The 17,549-nt window shown below is 70.7% G+C and carries 17 protein-coding genes; 9 read left to right on the forward strand and 8 right to left on the reverse strand.

The window, feature by feature from the left end:
• Positions 1 to 514: 514 nt before the first annotated feature.
• Positions 515 to 2,059: a CitMHS family transporter gene (locus RS86_RS13880; RefSeq protein ID WP_045272821.1), complete on the reverse strand. Its 1,545-nt coding sequence runs from the start codon at positions 2,057 to 2,059 to the stop codon at positions 515 to 517.
• Between the two features lie 143 nt (positions 2,060 to 2,202).
• Between RS86_RS13880 and RS86_RS13885 the strand changes: the two genes are divergently transcribed.
• Together RS86_RS13885 and RS86_RS13890 are read left to right on the forward strand one after the other, a co-directional pair.
• Positions 2,203 to 3,984: a sensor histidine kinase gene (locus tag RS86_RS13885; RefSeq protein WP_082076788.1), complete on the forward strand. Its 1,782-nt coding sequence runs from the start codon at positions 2,203 to 2,205 to the stop codon at positions 3,982 to 3,984.
• On the forward strand, positions 3,981 to 4,634 hold the full coding sequence (locus RS86_RS13890) for a response regulator (protein WP_045272822.1): 654 nt from the start codon (positions 3,981 to 3,983) through the stop codon (positions 4,632 to 4,634). The genes RS86_RS13885 and RS86_RS13890 overlap by 4 nt, the downstream gene beginning before the upstream one ends.
• A 28-nt stretch (positions 4,635 to 4,662) precedes the next feature.
• Here the strand turns inward: RS86_RS13890 and RS86_RS13895 are convergent, their stop codons facing one another.
• The gene (locus tag RS86_RS13895) at positions 4,663 to 5,430 is read right to left on the reverse strand and encodes an SDR family NAD(P)-dependent oxidoreductase (RefSeq protein ID WP_045272823.1); all 768 of its coding nucleotides are present in this window, start codon (positions 5,428 to 5,430) and stop codon (positions 4,663 to 4,665) included.
• A gap of 55 nt (positions 5,431 to 5,485) precedes the next feature.
• On the opposite strand from RS86_RS13895, the gene RS86_RS13900 reads away from it, so the two are divergent.
• The 3 genes from RS86_RS13900 (at position 5,486) to RS86_RS13910 (ending at position 9,139) form a co-directional block, all read left to right on the forward strand.
• Positions 5,486 to 6,247 carry a CPBP family intramembrane glutamic endopeptidase gene (locus RS86_RS13900; RefSeq protein WP_045272824.1) on the forward strand — a complete coding sequence of 254 codons (762 nt, stop codon included), beginning with the start codon at positions 5,486 to 5,488 and terminating at the stop codon, positions 6,245 to 6,247.
• A gap of 10 nt (positions 6,248 to 6,257) precedes the next feature.
• Positions 6,258 to 7,592: a M20/M25/M40 family metallo-hydrolase gene (locus RS86_RS13905; RefSeq protein ID WP_045272952.1), complete on the forward strand. Its 1,335-nt coding sequence runs from the start codon at positions 6,258 to 6,260 to the stop codon at positions 7,590 to 7,592.
• 83 nt (positions 7,593 to 7,675) lie between these two features.
• Positions 7,676 to 9,139, forward strand: coding sequence for an MFS transporter (locus tag RS86_RS13910; RefSeq protein ID WP_045272825.1), 1,464 nt, complete (start codon positions 7,676 to 7,678; stop codon positions 9,137 to 9,139).
• 27 nt (positions 9,140 to 9,166) lie between these two features.
• On the opposite strand, the gene RS86_RS13915 is transcribed toward RS86_RS13910, so the two are convergent.
• Positions 9,167 to 11,335, reverse strand: coding sequence for an MMPL family transporter (locus tag RS86_RS13915; protein ID WP_045272826.1), 2,169 nt, complete (start codon positions 11,333 to 11,335; stop codon positions 9,167 to 9,169).
• A gap of 94 nt (positions 11,336 to 11,429) precedes the next feature.
• Here RS86_RS13915 and RS86_RS13920 point away from each other — a divergent pair, with 94 nt between their 5' ends.
• On the forward strand, positions 11,430 to 12,116 hold the full coding sequence (locus tag RS86_RS13920; protein WP_082076789.1) for a MarR family winged helix-turn-helix transcriptional regulator: 687 nt from the start codon (positions 11,430 to 11,432) through the stop codon (positions 12,114 to 12,116).
• A 79-nt stretch (positions 12,117 to 12,195) separates the two neighbouring features.
• Here the strand turns inward: RS86_RS13920 and RS86_RS13925 are convergent, their stop codons facing one another.
• The 4 genes from RS86_RS13925 to RS86_RS13940 form a co-directional block, all read right to left on the reverse strand.
• Positions 12,196 to 12,612 (reverse strand): VOC family protein, encoded by a 417-nt coding sequence (locus tag RS86_RS13925; protein ID WP_045272827.1) that lies wholly within the window; start codon positions 12,610 to 12,612, stop codon positions 12,196 to 12,198.
• Between the two features lie 117 nt (positions 12,613 to 12,729).
• Complete coding sequence (locus tag RS86_RS13930; RefSeq protein ID WP_045272828.1) at positions 12,730 to 13,143, reverse strand: VOC family protein; 414 nt, start codon at positions 13,141 to 13,143, stop codon at positions 12,730 to 12,732.
• Between the two features lie 549 nt (positions 13,144 to 13,692).
• Positions 13,693 to 14,109, reverse strand: coding sequence for a VOC family protein (locus RS86_RS13935; RefSeq protein WP_045272829.1), 417 nt, complete (start codon positions 14,107 to 14,109; stop codon positions 13,693 to 13,695).
• A gap of 28 nt (positions 14,110 to 14,137) precedes the next feature.
• Positions 14,138 to 14,362 carry a hypothetical protein gene (locus RS86_RS13940; protein WP_235281782.1) on the reverse strand — a complete coding sequence of 75 codons (225 nt, stop codon included), beginning with the start codon at positions 14,360 to 14,362 and terminating at the stop codon, positions 14,138 to 14,140.
• Between the two features lie 174 nt (positions 14,363 to 14,536).
• Here RS86_RS13940 and RS86_RS13945 point away from each other — a divergent pair, with 174 nt between their 5' ends.
• Together RS86_RS13945 and RS86_RS13950 are read left to right on the forward strand one after the other, a co-directional pair.
• The gene (locus RS86_RS13945; RefSeq protein ID WP_045272954.1) at positions 14,537 to 14,947 is read left to right on the forward strand and encodes a RidA family protein; all 411 of its coding nucleotides are present in this window, start codon (positions 14,537 to 14,539) and stop codon (positions 14,945 to 14,947) included.
• Between the two features lie 3 nt (positions 14,948 to 14,950).
• The gene (locus RS86_RS13950; RefSeq protein WP_045272831.1) at positions 14,951 to 15,628 is read left to right on the forward strand and encodes an HAD family hydrolase; all 678 of its coding nucleotides are present in this window, start codon (positions 14,951 to 14,953) and stop codon (positions 15,626 to 15,628) included.
• A gap of 38 nt (positions 15,629 to 15,666) precedes the next feature.
• On the opposite strand, the gene RS86_RS13955 is transcribed toward RS86_RS13950, so the two are convergent.
• Positions 15,667 to 16,434 carry a siderophore-interacting protein gene (locus tag RS86_RS13955; protein ID WP_045272832.1) on the reverse strand — a complete coding sequence of 256 codons (768 nt, stop codon included), beginning with the start codon at positions 16,432 to 16,434 and terminating at the stop codon, positions 15,667 to 15,669.
• A 104-nt stretch (positions 16,435 to 16,538) separates the two neighbouring features.
• Here RS86_RS13955 and RS86_RS13960 point away from each other — a divergent pair, with 104 nt between their 5' ends.
• Complete coding sequence (locus RS86_RS13960) at positions 16,539 to 17,531, forward strand: siderophore ABC transporter substrate-binding protein (protein ID WP_045272833.1); 993 nt, start codon at positions 16,539 to 16,541, stop codon at positions 17,529 to 17,531.
• The last annotated feature ends 18 nt before the right edge of the window (positions 17,532 to 17,549 follow it).

Raw genomic sequence — 17,549 nt, forward strand, 5'->3', positions numbered from 1 at the left:
TCAGATCTTCTCCCGGTCGTTCTGACTGTCTGCCGACGATGTCGTGGCCACGCAGTCTGCGATGCGTGTTGATGTGAGGGCCACCTCCGCGACGCGGAGGGCGGCAGCCCGGATGATGCTGGGCTTCACGGAAGAGATGGCTATGGGCTGCGGTTTCGATTGTTCGGTCAGAGAGGCGCCTGCGACGAACGTTGCACCCGTCTTATCCGCGGAAGCCCGCGCAGACACTGCGACCGGACGCTCAACCCCAGCACACTGCTCATAAAGGTCAGATTAAGACGACATCGACAACCTCGCGTGCCTCTGCGAGACCCACCACGCCCTGAAGCATCCGGACCTGGACCCCCGCTGGCGCTGGGCTGCCGAGCAGCGGGCGGGCGGTGTCATCGTCTGGATCACTCCCGCGGGCGTCGAGCACACCGACGCGCCGCCGCCCCGGGTGATGTTCGTGGAGACGGACTCCGTCGAACCCCACGCCGCGGCCTGAGTCCTTTCGGCCGGCAGGCCCGAACGACTACTGCGCGACGAAGAACGGGATCGCGCCGGTCAGGACCCCGACCGCGAGCATCACGAGCGAGACCACGAGCGCACGCCACAGCACCTTGCGGTGATGATCGCCGAGGTTCACGCTCGCGAGCGAGACCAGGAGCAGGATCGCCGGAACCAGCGGGCTCTGCAGGTGCACGGGCTGGCCGGTGATGGAAGCGCGGGCCATCTCGACCGGAGCGATGCCGAAGTGCGCGGCGCTCTCGGACAGGACAGGCAGGATGCCGAAGTAGAACGCGTCGTTCGACATCAGGAACGTGAACGGGATCGACAGCACGCCCGTGATCGGCGCGAGGAACGGGCCGAGCTGCGGCGGCAGCACCGTGGTGATCCAGTTCGCCATCGCATCGACCATGCCGGTGCCGCTCAGGACGCCGACGAGCACGCCCGCGGCGATCACCATGGAGACGACTCCGACGATGCTCGGCGCGTGCGCGACGATTTCGGAGGCCTGGTCCTTGAGCTTGCGGAAGTTCACGAGCAGCGCCACCGCGGCGCCGACCATGAACACGTACGGCAGCGGCATGATGTCGATCACGAGCAGCACCATCACGGCGATCGTGAGGGCGAGGTTGAACCAGATCAGCCGCGGGCGCAGCGTGGGCCGGTTCGGGTCGAGCATGGTGTCGGCCATCGCGGTGTCGGCCGGGTCGACCCCGGCAGCGGCGACGGGTCCGTGACCGTGCGCGACCGTGACGATGTTGCCCGTGCGCAGCGAAGCGCGAGCGCCGGGCTTGGCGTCGGCGCCGCGGAAGATCGCGGGGATGGCCGCGAGCAGCCCGCTCTCGGCGGTGCCGGTCAGACGGCTCTCGTCGAGCGCGCCGAGTCGGCGCCGCTCCTGCAGACCGAGCATCCAGGCGAACCCGAGGGCGACGAGCAGGCCGACCCCGAGCGAGGGCAGCATCGGCACGAACACGTCGGTGGGCTGCAGGCTCAGCGCGGTCGCGGCGCGCACCGTGGGGCCGCCCCACGGCACGATGTTGAGCGTGCCGTTCATGAGACCGGCCACGCACGTGAGCACCACGGGGTTCATGCCGAGGCGCAGGTAGATCGGCAGCATCGCCGAGGTGGTGATGATGAACGTCGTGGATCCGTCGCCGTCCAGCGACACCGCACCGGCGAGCAGAGCGGTGCCCACGACGACCTTGGCCGGATCGTCTCCCAGCACGCGCGTGATCACGCGGATCAGCGGGTCGAACAGGCCGACGTCGATCATGATGCCGAAGAACATGATCGCGAACATCAGCAAGGCGGCGGTCGGCGCCATCTTGCCGATCGCGTCGAGGATCATGTCGCCGAGGCCCAGCCCCGCGCCGGCGAAGAGGCCGAACGCGGTGGGGACCAGGATCAGCGCGACCATCGGAGTGAGGCGCTTGGTCATGATCAGTGTCATGAAGACCAGCACCATCACGAAGCCGAGGATCACCAGAACCCATTCCGGCGGCGCGAAAGCGATGTCGTACGAGGGCTTGTCCTGGGCCGCAGCGAGCAGACCGGTGAGCACCGTGGGCATGAGCTGACTCCTTCGTCATCCGCCTGTCGTCATCGACGGACCTCGCCGACATTAGGGGCGACGCGCGCGCCGGCCCCGGTAAGTCGCATTCCCCGCGTTGTGCGCGTAGCGTGACTTCTGCGCATATTGCTCAAGGAGGACGGATGCCTGTGACGCGTCGGGTGCGGTTCGCGACGCGGACCCTCCTGCTGCAGTTCGCGACGGTCGTGCTCGTGGTCGCGCTGTGCACCGGGGTCTACCTCGTCCTGGCCGTGCAGCAGCTCCGTGCCGAGGCCGAGTCCTCCGCGCTGGGGATCGCGCGCACGCTGGCGGAGGATCCGGAGGTCCGCGCGGAGGTCGCCCGCGCCTCGGCCGAGCCGGGCACGCCACCGGTCGCTGAGCTGCAGGCCGGTGTGCTGCAGCGCACCGCGACCGCGATCGCCGCGCGCACCGGAGCGCTTTTCGTCGTGATCACCGACGACCACGGGATCCGCCTCGCGCATCCCGATCCGGATCGCCTAGGGCAGGAGGTGAGCACCCCGTATCAGGATGTGCTCGCCGGGCACGAGGTCGTCGAATGGGAGGCCGGCACGCTCGGGGACTCGGCGCGCGCGAAGGTGCCCGTGCGGGACGACGGAGGCGTACCGGTCGGCGAGGTCAGCGTCGGCTTCGCGCGCGCGGGAGTGTTCGACGACCTGCCGCCGCTGCTCGCGGTGATCGGCATCGCCGCCGCGGGATCGCTGCTGCTGGCGGGCATCGCGGCGCTCATGCTGCGCCGCCGCTGGGAGCGGCTCACCCTCGGCGTGCAGCCGGAGGAGCTGGTCGCGCTCGTGCAGAACCAGACCGCCGTGCTGGACGGCGTGGACGACGGGGTGCTCGCGGTCGACCAGGGCGGCATCGTGCGGGTCTGCAACGCCGCCGCCGAGCGCCTGCTCGGAGTGCGCGACCTCGTCGGCATGCCGCTGGACCGGACCGGCCTTCCCGACGCGGTGCGCGATGCGGCCTCCGGGGCACGGGCGCTCTCCGAGGTCGTGCTCGGGGAACGGGTGCTCTACCTCGACACGCGTCCGGTCGAGCGCGAAGGGCGTGCGCTCGGCACCGTCGCCGTGATCCGCGATCGCACCGAGCTCATCGCGCTCTCGGAGCGGCTGGAGAGCGTGCGCACGATGACCGCGGCTCTGCGCGTGCAGCGCCACGAGTTCGCCAACCGGATCCATGTCGCCGCAGGACTCATCGACGCGGAGCGCGTGCAGGACGCGAGGGAGTTCCTCGCCGAGCTCATGCAACGCGGGTCCGTGGACTTCCCGATGGCGGGGCGGGAGCGGCTGAGCGATCCGTTCCTGCAGTCGTTCCTGGGGGCCAAGGCGCTCGAGGCGTCCGAGCGCGGCGTGACGCTGCGGATCGCGGAGGACACGCACCTGCTCGGCGCCGTGGTCGCGGCCGAGGACGTCGCAGCGGTGCTCGGCAACCTCGTCGACAACGCCGTGACCGCGGCCGTCGCGGGAGATGCGCCGCGCTGGGTCGAGGTCGCCGTGCTCGACGATGATGACGCCCTCGTCGTCACGGTCGCGGATTCGGGGGCGGGACTCGATGCGGCCCCCGTCGAGGAGCCCGACGCTGCGGGACCCGCGGATGACGCCGGCGCGAGCCCGGGAACAGGGAGTCCCGCCGACGCCGGCGCGGTGCACGGCCACGGGCTGGGCCTGCCCCTGTCCCGGGAGATCGCCCGTCGCGGAGGCGGCGACCTGTGGGTCATCGACCGCGGCGGCGACGCCCACGGGGCGGTCTTCGCGGCCCGCCTCGACGGCGCGGTCGCGCCCCTCGGAGAGCTCGGCCGCGCGGATCCCGGCGAACGCGGGCCCGCAGGCAGCCGACTCGAGACGCGTGCAGGGAACCGACCGGACAAGCGTGCAGGGAACCGACCGGAGAAGGAAGAGAGCAGATGACGGATCCGATCCGCACCCTCGTATTGGACGACGACTTCCGGGTCGGTCGTCTGCATCAGGCCATCGTCGACGAACGCCCCGGCTTCGTCGCGCTGGAGCCCGTGCGCACGATCGCGGAGGCCAGGGCTGCCGTCCGCGATCTCGCGCCGGACCTGCTCGTCGCCGACGTCTATCTGCCCGACGGCGACGGGATCGGACTCGTCCGCGAGGCCGGCGTGGATGCGATCGTCGTCTCCGCGGCCGACGATCCGGCGACCGTGCGGCGTGCGCTGCGCTCGGGCGCGCACGCCTACCTGATCAAGCCGTTCGAGCAGCGCGCCCTCGTCGGCGCTCTCGATCGCTACGCGCGATTCCGCAACCTGCTCTCGGGCGATCGCGCCCTGCCGCAGAAGGACCTCGATCGCGCGCTCGCGATCCTGCACGGATCCGGAGAGGCCGCATCGCCCTCGAGGTCTGCGACCGAGCAGGTCGTGCTGGCCGCGCTGGGCGAGGACGAGGCCTCGGCCGCTGAGATCGGCGAGCGCGTGGGGATCTCCCGCGCCACCGCGCAACGACACCTGGCCGCTCTCGCCGAACGGGAGGCCGTCGAGGTGCGGCTCCGCTACGGCGCCACAGGCCGTCCGGAGCATCGCTACACGCGGCGGGCGTGACAGTGCGGGCGGCCAGTGCGGGCGGTCTTCAGCCCCGGCCGAAGAGCGCTCCGCCGTTGACCTGGATGATCTGCCCCGTGGTCCAGCCGCCCTCCGGCCCGGCGAGATAGGAGACGGCGCCGGCGACTTCGTCCGGCGTTCCCGCGCGGTTCATCGGCACCTGTGCGAGCCGCGACGACACGATGTCCGGCGTGCGCCGTCCGTCCCAGAATCCGGTGTCGGGCACGTATCCCGGCGCGACCGCGTTGACCGTCACGCCCTCGGCGGCGAGCTCGGCCGCGAGCCCCATCATCCAGCCGTGGATCGCTGCCTTGGCCGCACCGTAGCCGTTCGCGCCGCGGAGCGCCGCGATCGAGCTGATCGAGATGATCCGGCCGCCCGGCCGCGTGATGCGGGGGAGCAGCGCCTCGGTCAGCAGGACCGCGGTGAGCACGTTCAGGCGCATGTTGGCCTCGTAGTTGGCGGCGATGCCGGCGAGGCCCTCGCCGCGATCCAGCACGTTGCCGCCGGCGTTGTTCAGCAGTACGTCGACATCGCCGGCGATCTCGCCCACGGCGCGTTCGACGGCGTCCGGATCCTGCAGGTCCGCGACGATCGTCTGCACGCGGGCGTCCGGGGTCCGGGTGCGGATGCGGTCGGCGGCCTCCTGCAGGACCGCCTCGCGGCGGCCGAGGAGCACGAGGTCGAAGCCGTCCCGCGCGAGACGCAGCGCAGAGGCGAGTCCGATCCCGGTTCCGCCGCCGCTGATGACGGCCTGCGGACGGGATCCTGCGGAAGACGGGTGCGGAGTGGTCATGCAGCCAGCCTATGAGCTGGTGCATGCGCGGGGGAGGCCCGGTAGCGTTGCGCCCGTGACCTCATCCCCCACGACCGGCTGGCGGCCGTGGGCCGGCGCCGCCCTCGTGATGCTCGCGTGGTGGGTCACGACGTACGGGTTCGGCTCGATTCCGATGCCCGCCCTGCATCCGGGATGGTTCCCGCACCTGGGGGTCGTGCTCACCAACGGGCTCAGTCTCGCGATCTCGCTCGCGGTGGCGCTGCTGCTGCGGCGAGCGGGATGGTGGGAGTGGCGGACGATCCGGGATCTCGCCGGTTGGCGCGCCGGCCGCGTCGAGTCGCTCGGCTGGCTGCTGCCGGTGCTCGCGATCCAGCTCTCCTACATCTGGATCGGGAAGACCGGCGTGCCGGGCCTCGCCGGCACCGCGGGGATCATGCTGAGCACGGCGGCGGGAATGCTCGCCGTCGGGATCTCCGAGGAGACCGCGGCGCGCGGGCTCGCGCTCGGCGCGGTGATGCGTCGCCATCCCTGGGCCGGCGTCTTCGCCACGACGCTCGTGTTCGGGCTCTGGCATGTCGGCAACGGCCTGTTCTTCGGCAAGACCTGGGACGAGACCTGGTGGCAGGTGCTCAGCGCGACCACGTTCGGCGTGTGCTTCGCGGGGGCGAGGCTGCTGATCGGATCCGTCTGGGCGCTCGCGTTCCTGCACGGGCTCGGAGACTGGACGCAGTTCCTCTCCCCGGGGGCCGCGCCGGTCTGGTACCAGATCGCGGTCATGGCGTTCGAGCTGGTCTGGGGGATCGTGCTCACCGCGGTCGCGATCCGCCGCCGTTAGCATGGCCACGATGAACGCTCCTGTTCCCGGGGTCGCCGAGCGCCTGTCCCGGATGATCCAGCTGCCCACCGTGTCCGCCGAGCTGGACGAGCGCGGATCCGCGCCGTTCGAGGACTTCGTGGCGCTCATCGCCGAGCTCTACCCCCTGGTGCACGCCGAACTGTCCCTCGAGCGCCACACCGACTTCGGACTGCTGTTCCGGTGGGAGGGGCGCCGACAGGCGGCGGACGGACCGCTCCTGCTCATGGCGCACTACGACGTCGTCCCCGTCGACGAGTCCGACGCCTGGACGCATCCGCCGTTCGCGGGCGTGATCGAGAACGGATCCGTCTACGGCCGCGGCGCGCTGGACGACAAGGGGCCTCTCATCGTGATCCTCGAGGCGGTCGAGAAGCTGCTCGCCGAGGGGTTCACGCCCGCCCGAGACGTCTACCTCTCCTTCGGCGGCAACGAGGAGACGTTCGGATCCGCCGCGATCGCGATCGCGGATGTGCTGAAGGAACGCGGCATCGTGCCCTGGCTCGTCGTCGACGAGGGCGGGGCGGTGGTCGACGCGCCCCTGCCGTTCGTGCCGGGGCGGGCGGCCATGATCGGCGTCGGGGAGAAGGGCGTCATGACGGTGAAGCTCACCGCACGCGGCGAGGGCGGCCACGCCTCGGCCCCGCCGCCCCTCACGGCGGTGCGTCGCATCGCGCGCGCCGTCGAGCGGCTCGGCCCCGGCACCTTCCGTCCGCGCACGCCGCGGGCGATCTCGCGCATGCTGACCCAGCTCGCCGGTGGTGCCTCCGGGCCCGCGCGCCTGTTGCTGCGCACGCTCGGCGCGCTCCCGCCCGTGTCAGCGCGGGTGTTCGCGGCGCTCGGCGGCGAGGCAGCGGCGCTCGTGCGCACGACCGTCGCCCCCACGATGCAGTCCGGCGGCACCGCCGCGAACGTCCTGCCGTCGCAGGCCTCGGCCACCGTGAACCTGCGGATCGCCCTCGGCGAGACGGTGCAGAGCGCCGCCGCACGCGTGCGGCGGCGGATCGCGGATCCGCTCGTGAGCGTCGAGGTGCTGGAGGGCAGTGATCCGTCGCCCGAGTCGCCCACGGACACGGCACCGTTCGCACTCCTCGCGGAGGCGCTCGCCGCCTCGCACCCGGGGATCCCCGCCGTGCCGTACGTGACGATGCAGGCGACCGACTCCCGGCACTTCCACCGTTTCGCGCCGGCGGTCTTCCGGTTCGCGCCGCTCGAGATGTCGAACGCGCAGCGCGCCACGATCCACGGCGTGGACGAGAGCGTCGAGATCGCGGCGCTCGAGCGCGGGGAGCGGTTCCACCGCGCGCTCATCGAGCGGCTACAGTGAGCTGACCCGCTGCGATCGCCGAGCATCTCGACGCGGTCGCACCATGTCCCGCCCACACCCCGGGACCGCATGAAGGAGCCGCGATGACGCGCACCGCCACACTCGGCACCCTGGTCGCCGTGATCGGATTCCTGGCCTTCGTCGAGTTCACCAGCGGTGTGCTGCAGGGCTACTACACGCCGATGCTGAGCGACATCGCGCGGCATCTGGGCATCCACGACGCCGACGTGAACTGGTTCGAGGGCGCCCAGCTCATGCTGTCCGCCCTGGTGGTGCCGGCCTTCGCGAAGCTCGGCGACATGATCGGCCGCAAGCGCATGCTGCTGATCTCGACCGCGATCACCGCGGTCGCCGCCTTCGTGCTGCCGTTCACCGACACCTTCGGCGTCTTCCTCGTGGCCTGGGCGATGATGGGCTTCTACGTCGTCTGGCTGCCGCTGGAGATCGCGCTGATCTGGTCGCGCGCCCGGCGCATCGAGGGCAGCTCTGCGATCACCGCGAAGGCGGCCGGCATCCTGGTCGCCGCGCTCGAGGGCGGCGCGATCATCGGAGCTCTCGTCGGCGGAGCGCTCATCGACGTGCTGCCGCTCACGGCGGTGCTGCTCGTGCCCGCTGTGCTCATCGCGGCGTGCTTCTTCGTGATCCTGTTCGGCGTGAAGGAGTCGCCGGAGAAGACCGGCGGCGTCTTCGACACGACAGGGCTCGTGCTGATCTCGCTGTCGCTGATCGGCCTGACCGGCGGGCTCAGCCTGCTGCGCCTGCCGGGCGGCGTCGCGAACCCGCTGTCCTGGATCGTGATCGCCCTCGGCGTGCTCCTCATCGTTCCGTTCGCCCTGTGGGAGCTGCGTCAGCCGGATCCGCTCATCGACGTGCGGATGTTCCGCAGCCCCGCGCTCGGCCCGGTGTTCCTGACGGCCGGCCTGTTCGGCGTGAGCGTGCTCGGCGCGCAGGCGCCGCTGTCGACCTTCGCCCGCACGGATCCGGCGGTCTACGGCTACGGCCTCGGCACCAGCGGATTCGCGACCTCGCTGATCATCGGGGTCTACCTCGTCGCGATGATCGCGGGCGCCCTCGGCTACCCGCAGATCGCGCGGTTCGCGACGCCCCGGATCACGCTCATCGGCGCCTCGGTGCTCGTGGGGATCGGGTTCCTGCTGTTCCTCCCCTTCCACGCCGCCTACGGGCAGGTCATCACGAACATGGTGATCGTCGGGATCGGATCCGGCGCCCTCGTCGCCGCTCTCCCGGCGGCGGCCGCCTCGGCGGCACCGCACACCCAGACCGGCGTCGCAACGGGCCTCACCAACTCGGTGAAGACCGTCGGCGGCGCGATCGCCTCGTGCGTGTTCGGGATCGCGCTCATGCACGCGGTCGCCGGATCCGCCGCGGCCGAGGGCACGGCCGGATCCTTCTCGGGCTACGTGACGGTCTGGGTCGTCTGCGGGGCGACCGCGCTCGCCGCGGCCGTCCTGCTGCTGTTCGTGCCGAAGCAGGCGTTCACCGATCGCGCCGGCCAGGCCGCCGCCACGGAGCCCGCGATCGGCTGACATCCGCCCCCGGGGTCGCGGCGGCGCTCAGCGCTCCGCGCGCGACAGCTTCGACGGCCACCACACCGCGCGGCCCACGTCGTGCACGAGGGCGGGCACGAGCAGTGAGCGCACCACGAACGTGTCCAGCAGCACGCCGAACGCCACGATGAAGGCCAGCTGCGCGAGGAACAGGATCGGGATCACCGCGAGCGCCGCGAACGTCGTCGCGAGCACGAGACCGGCCGAGGTGATGACGCCCCCGGTGATCGCGAGCCCTCGGCGCACGCCCTCGCGCGTGCCGTGGATCCGGCTCTCCTCGCGCACGCGCGTCATGAGGAAGATGTTGTAGTCGATCCCGAGCGCGACGAGGAAGACGAAGCCGTAGAGCGGCACGGCCGGATCCGCCCCGGGGAAGCGGAGGATCCCGTTGAAGACGAGTGCGGAGACGCCCATCGCGGTGCCGAACGACAGCACGGTCGTCACGATCAGCAGCACGGGGGCGACGATCGCGCACAGCAGCATCATCAGGATCAGCATGATCACGACGAGGATGACCGGGATGATCAGGGTGCGGTCGTGGAGGGAGGCGTCATTGGTGTCGATCGCGGTCGCGGTGACCCCGCCGACGACGGCGCCCGTGCTCTCGAGCGACGTGCGGAGGCGGCGCACCGTGTCCTCCGCAGATGTCGAGTCCGCTGCCGCGGTGAGCGTGCCCTGCAGCATCACGTCGCCCTCGACCACAGTCGGATCGGGGGCAGGGGTCCCGGGACGCCCGACCGGCTGGACGCCGTCCTTCGTCACGGGCGCCGATCCGCTCGGCGAGTCCTTCGCGGTCACCGTGACGCCGTCGATGCCCTTGTCCGCGAGCAGCGCATCGGCCGCCTTCTGCAGGGAATCCTTCGCGACGACGACCTGGACCGGGCTGCCGGATCCGCCCGGGAAGTGCTCGCCGAGCACCTTCTGCCCGTCGCGCGCCTGCGAGGAGCCGAGCACGAGGTCGGACTGCGGCACACCGGAAGCGTCGAGCTGCAGCACCCCGACCGTCCCGAGGGCGAGCACAAGGGTCGTCGCGATCCAGATCACCCGGGAGCGGCGCCGGATCAGCTCGGCGAGGCGCGCCCACACGCCGCTCGAAGGCATGCCGCCCTCGGCCGCGACGATCTCGGGCGCGTACACGGGGCGGCGCGGCCAGAACGCCGCACGCCCGAAGGCCATGAGGAGGGCAGGGAGCAGGGTGAGCGCGGACAGCATCGCGAACGCGATCCCGATCGCCGCGACCGGGCCCAGTGCGCTGTTCGACTTCAGGTCGCTGAGCAGCAGGCAGAGGAGCCCCGCGATCACGGTGCCGCCCGAGGCGAGGATCGGTTCGAACGAGCCCTTCCACGCTGCGAGCACGGCCTTCGCGCGATCGTGCTCGACGCGCAGTGCCTCGCGGAAGCGTGAGACGAAGAGCAGCGCGTAGTCGGTCGCGGCGCCGATCACGAGGATGAACAGGATGCCCTGGGTCTGCCCGCTGAGCAGCAGCACGCCCCACTTCGCGAGCCACCACACCAGCAGGAGCGCGGTGCAGAGCGCGAACAGGCTGGTCATGAGCACGACGACCGGCAGCAGCAGCGAGCGGTAGACGAGCACGAGGATCACGAACACGGCCGCCAGGGCCACCCCGAGCAGGATCCCGTCGATGCCCGCGAAGCCGGCGACGAGGTCGGCGCTGAAGCCGGCGGGGCCGGTGATGTAGACGTGCACGCCGTCCGGCGCGGCCTTCTCGAGCGACGCCCTGATCTCCGCCACGACGTCGCCGAGGTCGGCGCCGGAGCGGATCGGCACGAATGCCTGCATGGCCCTGCCGTCGTCGGAGGGGAGCGCGGGGGAGACGTCGTCGCCGACGCCGTCGATGCCGGTCGTGGCCGCGACCGCGTCCGAAAGCGCGGTGCGCTGCGCGTCCGTGAGCGTCTCTTCAGAAGCGGCGACGACGATCGCGGGGATCTCGTCGGATCCGGCGAAGCGGGTCTGCAGCTCCTGCACGCGGGCGGAGTCGGAGGAGGAGGGGAGGTACGCCGTGCGGTCGTTCGAGGAGACCTCGTCCACCTTGCCGAACAGCGGTCCGCCGAGCGACGCCGCGACCAGCCAGCCGAGGATGATCAGCGCGGGCAGGAGGATCCGCAGGAGGCGGCGGGGTCGGTGCGGGTGTGCGAGGTGCTGCGGGGCGGTCATCGGCTTCCTTCCGTCTCCGGCAGGATAGATCGAATTAGCTAGCTTGGCAAGTAATCATCCTGGCGTGAAAAGACCCTCGGTGTAGCATGACGGCATGGCGGAACGGCGCGACGAGGCGGACGAGCACGGGCTCGTGTCGCGCACCGGGGCGCCGAACCGCGATGGCGTCGAAGCGGGCGCCGTCTACGACATCGAGGCGAGCGATCCGGACGGCGTGCTGCTCGACCGGGCCGGCGTCGATGCGGGCGCGATCCGGCAGATCGGCGAGCTGATGGCCTCTCTCGGCGAGCTGCGCGACGCGGAGCAGCGTCTCGCGGAGGCGTCCCGCCGGTACATGAAGCTCAACGAGACCGACATGCGCGCGCTGCACTACCTCATCGTGTGCGCGAATCGCGGGGCCGTCGCGACGCCGGGCGGGATCGCGCAGCATCTGGGCATCTCGACGGCGTCGACCACCAAACTGCTCGACCGGCTCGAGCGCGGGGGGCACGTCACCCGCGCCGCGCACCCCTCGGACCGGCGGGCGCTCGCGATCACCATCACGCCCGAGACGCAGCGGGCGGCGATGGAGACCGTCGGTCGTCAGCAGGCGCGTCGGTTCCACTCCGCCGCGCGTCTGACCGAGGGCGAGCGCGAGGTCGTCATCCGATTCCTGCGCGACATGACCGGCGAACTCGGACTCGACGGCGTCGAGTGGGCGGAAAGCGACACGGGGGGCGCTGAGCCCGGAACAACGCCGGGCCCAGCGCCCCGAGCCCGGTCAGGCCCGGCTCTGCCCTAGTTCTGAATCACGGGGGCCCGGTCAGGCGTGGCTCCGCCCGGTCAGGTCTGGTGCCGCCCGGCGGGCCCCTGCGTGCAGATCAGGCGTTGCCCTCTCCACCGGAGAACATCCAGTCGACGCCGAACCGATCGGTGAGCATGCCGAACTGACCGCCCCACGGCGCGGGACCGTAGTCCTGGCTGACAGTGGCGCCGTCGGCGAGTTTGTCCCACGCGGCGTGGATCTCGGCCTCGTCGGAACCGCTCAGCGACACCGAGACGCCCTGCGGAGTCTTGTACTCCATGTATCCGGGGGTGTCAGAGGCCATCAGCACCAGACCGCCGGGAGTGGTCAGCTGAGCGTGCATGACGAGCGTCTGCTCGGCCTCATCCTGCAGCATGCCCGGCATGTCGCCGAAGGTCATCACCTGCAGATCGCCACCGAGGGCCTGCTGATAGAACTCCATCGCGGCGCGGGCGTCGCCGCGGAACGAGATGTACGGATTGAGGTTGGTCATGGGCGTCCTCCGTCGGAGCTCAGGATGAAAGCGCAGGATGTGCGCACGATCAGTCTGGATCGAGCCTCCGACATCGGCAATGGGGTGTCGCGGATCAGCCCTCCGACCCGTCGCGGATCAGCCCGCTGACGCGTCCCGCGGCGGGTTGTGCACGATCTCGATCCGGATGCCGTTGTCGTCCTCGACGAACGAGGCGTAGTAGCGATCACTGAAGCGCGGGTATTCCTTCGGCGGGCGCACGGCCGTCCAGCCCGCATCGAGCGCGATGTCGTGCACGCGGTCGACCTCGGCGCGTGTGTCGACGGCGAACGCGAGGTGCTGCCAGCCGACGCGGCCGTGCTCATGCGGGCCGTCCGCATTGTCGCGAGCGGGGTAGAGCAGGATCTCGGGCAACCCGTCCTGCCGCCAGTAGGCGAGATCGGGAGCGTCGTGCCTGCGGGTGTACCCGAGTGCGCTCAGCACCGGATCGAACTGCGCGGAGGCGCCGGGCACGTGGTCGACGCTGATGCCGAGGTGATCGAGAGTGGCCATGCCCCCAGCATCGCGGATGCCGCGGACAAAGCGCGAGGTGCGGATCTGCGGGCGGGGCTGTGAGTGCACGGGTCGTGGGCGAGTGCACGGGTGTGGGCGTCGCCGTTGCGGGGGTTTCGCCAGGGGCACGGGATGTTGCTGAGCTCACGGTCTGTTGGCGCGCGGATCCGGTTCGCTCGTCATGATGCCGTGTACTCGCGGGGTGCACGGGTTGTTGACGGGGGCTCTCAACGGGCGCACGGGTTGTTGCCGAGTGCACGGGTTGGGGGTGCGCGGTTGCCGTGCGCTCGTCATGATGCCGTGCACTCGCGGGTCGTGCGGGGTGTTGCCGACTGCGCGGGTTGTTGACGCGCCGGTGACGATGTTGTCGCCGGGCGCACGGGATGTTGCCGAGTGCACCGGTTGTGGGCGCGCGGATCCGGTGCACTCGTCACGATGCCGTGCACTCGGCGAGACGCGAGACGCGAGACGCGAGACGCGAGACGCGAAGCGCCCGGAGCGCGGCCCCCGGAGCCCGGGACCCGGGCCGCGGCGGGAGGTCTGCGGTCCTCAGCCCTCGACGGACTCGCGCGGCGGGTTGTACATGAACTCGATCCGGATGCCGTTGTCGTCCTCCACGAACGAGGCGTAGTAGCGATCCGAGAAGCGCGTGAAGACCTTCGGATCCCGCACCGTCGTCCAGCCGGCATCGACGGCGATGGTGTGCAGGCGCTCCACCTCGGCGCGCGAGTCGACAGCGAAGGCGAGATGCTGCCAGCCGATCCGCCCGTATCGGTGCGGTTCGCCGCCCGGCTCCGGCGCGCGGTAGAGGATCAGCTCGGTGTCGTCCTCGCGCCACCAGGCGATCCCGCCCTCCATCTCGCCGTCCTCGGGCGTGCAGCCCAGCGCCGTGAGCACAGGGTTCCACTGGGCGAAGGCGCGGTCGAGGTCTTCGACCGTGAGGCCGAGGTGATCGAAAAGGGGCATGCGGCCAGTCTGCCCGACCGCGCTGCGCTCAGTCCCGGTCGAGGCCGAAGGTGCGCTTGACGAGCGCCTGCACATCCCGGTCGAGGCCGTCCATGCGCGCGTTCATGACGTCGAAGCGGCCGTTCACCTCGGATCGGAGCCCGCCGATCTCCGCGCGCAGGACGCGGATGAAGAGCGTCGAGACGATCGTCATCATCCCGAGCATGAGCGCGGTGAAGGCCCCGATCATCGTCCAGATCTGCGCGTCGTTCATGAAACCCACGTCCTCATCGTCGCATCGTTCGTCCGAGCATGCCAGAGGCGCAGGGGGCGGTGGTCGCCGATCACGTGATCTGTGAAGAACGGATCCCGCCGCGTGGATGTGCGGATCGATCCGTCGGCGACGCGCCATCCGACGGCCCAACGAGCACTGCGACAGACTGAGGACATGACCGCCGTGACCCTCATCCGCTCAGCGCAGCTGTCCGATGTCGCGCAGTACGCCTACGCGGCCACCGCGCCGAAGGACGCGCGGCTGATCTTCCTCGCCGGCGCCTGCCCGCTGAACCGCGACGGCTCCACGGCGGCGGTCGGCGACTACGCCGGCCAAGCCGCCGCCTGCATCGAGACCCTCAAGACGGCGCTCGCGGCTGCCGGAGCGACGTTGACCGACGTGATCAGCACGCGCGTTCTCGTCGCCTCGGCTCGGCAGACGGACCTCGTCGCCGCATGGGCCGTGGTGCGCGACGCGTTCGGCCCCCACGATGTGCCCAGCACGCTCATGGGTGTCACGGTGCTGGGCTACGACGACCAGCTGGTCGAGATCGAGGCCGTCGCCGCGGTCCTGGAGGAGGACTGATCCATGTTCTCTCGCCGGCTGTTGCGTGCGGCGATCTTCGACCTCGACGGCACGCTACTCGACCAACGCGGCGCGCAGGATGCGGCCGCGGTGGCCTTCGCCGCGGAACACGGCATCCATGACGACGGAGTGATCGAGCGGTGGGATGCGATTGCGGAGCGGCACTATCGCCGCTATCAGCGTCGCGAGATCGACTTCGAGGACCAGCGACGCGATCGGGCGCGCGACTTCCTTGAGCGAGACCTGACGGACGAGGATGCCTCGACGATCTTCGCGCGGTACGGCACCAGGTACGCGGCCGGTCTGCGGCGGTTCGACGATGCGCTTCCGGTACTGAGTCGGGCTAAGGAAGCAGGGCTGATCGTGGGGCTGCTCACCAACGGCGACAGAGCGCAGCAGCAGGGGAAGCTCGACCGCTTCGAATTCGGCCCGCACCTCGATGTCGTCGTGTGCTCCTCCGACCTGGCGGCAGGCAAGCCCGACTCGCGCGCCTTTGCCGCGGCGCTCGACCGGTTGGGCGTTTCCGCGTCCGAGGCCGTCATGATCGGCGACTCGCTCGAGACCGACGTCCGTGGAGCGCTCGCGGCGGGGCTGCAAGCCGTGCACCTTGCTCGCACCGGGGCACGCGATCCCGACGTGGTGAGCGTCGGCTCGCTGGACGAGCTGGTGTTCGCCGACTGAGTGCGTACGGGCCGCCTTCCACCCCCAGACCGCACCCGTCAATGCGGCGCGTGGTACTCGGCCTCGCCGCGCTTCCAATAGCCCTTCACGATGGCCTGCGCGGTGTCGACGCCCCAGCGCTCGAGCAGGGCGCGGCCCGGCTTCACGATCGACGACTCCGCCGCGACGAAGACGAACGGGGCCTCGCCCGGACGATCCGCTTCCGCGAGCGCGCCCAGGAACTCGGTCAGGACGGATCCCGCCGGCGCGCCGCCGCGATGGATCCACTCGACCGGCACCGGTGCGTCGAGAGCCAGCTCGTGCTCCGCGCCGCGCACCTCGATCGCGATGCGGGCGGGGACGCCGGCGGGAATGCGGGCGGCGAAGCGCCGGATCGCCGGGATCGCGGTCTCGTCGCCGGCGAGGAGCCAGCCGTCGGGCTCGCCCTCCAGCACCAGAGACCCGCGCGGGCCCCCGACGCCGACGACGGATCCGAGCGGCGCGGTCGCGGCCCACGGGGCGGCGACGCCCTCGTCCCCGTGCACGGCGAACTCGACGTCGAGCCAGTCCTCGCCCCACGCGAGGGGCGTGTACTCGCGGCTCGGCGCGGCGCGCAGCTCCTCGACCGAGTCGGTCGGCGCGTCGACGAAGAAGAGCCGCATGTGGTCGTCCGCGCCGAGAGAATCGAAGCCGGCGAGGTCGGATCCGGTGAGGCGCACGCGGACGAAATCGGGCGCGATCCACTCGCGGGCGGCGAGGGTCAGCGTGCGGAAGCGCAGCTCGAGCGGGCGTCGCGCCAGGGTGAAGCCGGATTTCGCGTTGTTCATAAGGTAAGGCTAACCTGTGTAGGGCCCAGGTTGAAGTTAGGTGAACCTAACTTTTCTGATCGGGGTCGCGCACACAGCACATCCCGCAGAACAGGAGCATCTCCATGTCCGTGCCTCGGATCCTCACCGCCACCGCGCTCGGCCTCGCCGCCGTCGTCGCCCTCGCAGGCTGCGCCTCCGGCCCCGCCGCGGCCCCCACGGAAAGCGCGAAGGCCAGCACCGTGACCGTCGAGGACAACAACGGCGAGCACACGATCTCCACGCCTCCGGCCTCGGTCGTCGCCACCGACAACCGCACGTTCCAGACGCTCGCGGACTGGGGCATCCCGGTCAAGGCCGCCGCTGTGTCGCTCATGCCGGAGACGGTCTCCTACGTCAAGGACAAGAGCATCATCGACCTCGGCACCCACATGGAGCCGGACCTCGAGTCGGTCGTCGCCGTGGCGCCGGACCTCATCGTGAACGGGCAGCGCTTCACCCAGCACCACGACAAGCTCGCCGCGCTCGTCCCCGATGCGACCATCCTCGAACTCGACCCGCGCGACGGACAGCCCTTCGACGCCGAGCTGAAGCGCCAGGTCACCGTGCTCGGCGAGGTCTTCGGCAAGGAGAAGGAGGCGAAGAAGCTCGTCGACGACTTCGACAAGGCGGTGGATCGCGCCAAGAAGGCCTACGACGGATCCGGTGTGATGGCCGTCACCACGTCCGGCGGCAAGATCGGCTACCTCGCGCCGAAGGTCGGCCGCACGCTCGGCCCGGTGTTCGACATCCTCGGCCTCAAGCCCGCGCTGTCGGTCGAGGGCGCCGACGACAACCACAAGGGCGACGACATCTCGGTCGAGGCGATCGCCGCGTCGAACCCGTCCTGGATCCTCGTGATGGACCGCGACGCGGTGTTCGCGAAGGACGACGCCTCCTATGTGCAGGCCGCGGACATCCTCGAGAAGAACCAGGCGCTGGCCTCCGTCACCGCGATCCAGCAGAAGCACGTCGTCTACATGCCCACCGATACCTACCTCAACGAGGGCATCCAGACGTACACGACGTTCCTGAACTCCTTCGCCGACGCTCTCGAGAAGAGCGCGAAGAAGAGCTGACGCCTCGTCGCATCAGGC

The organism is Microbacterium azadirachtae (assembly GCF_000956505.1).
Classification (GTDB): Bacteria; Actinomycetota; Actinomycetes; order Actinomycetales; family Microbacteriaceae; genus Microbacterium; species Microbacterium azadirachtae_A.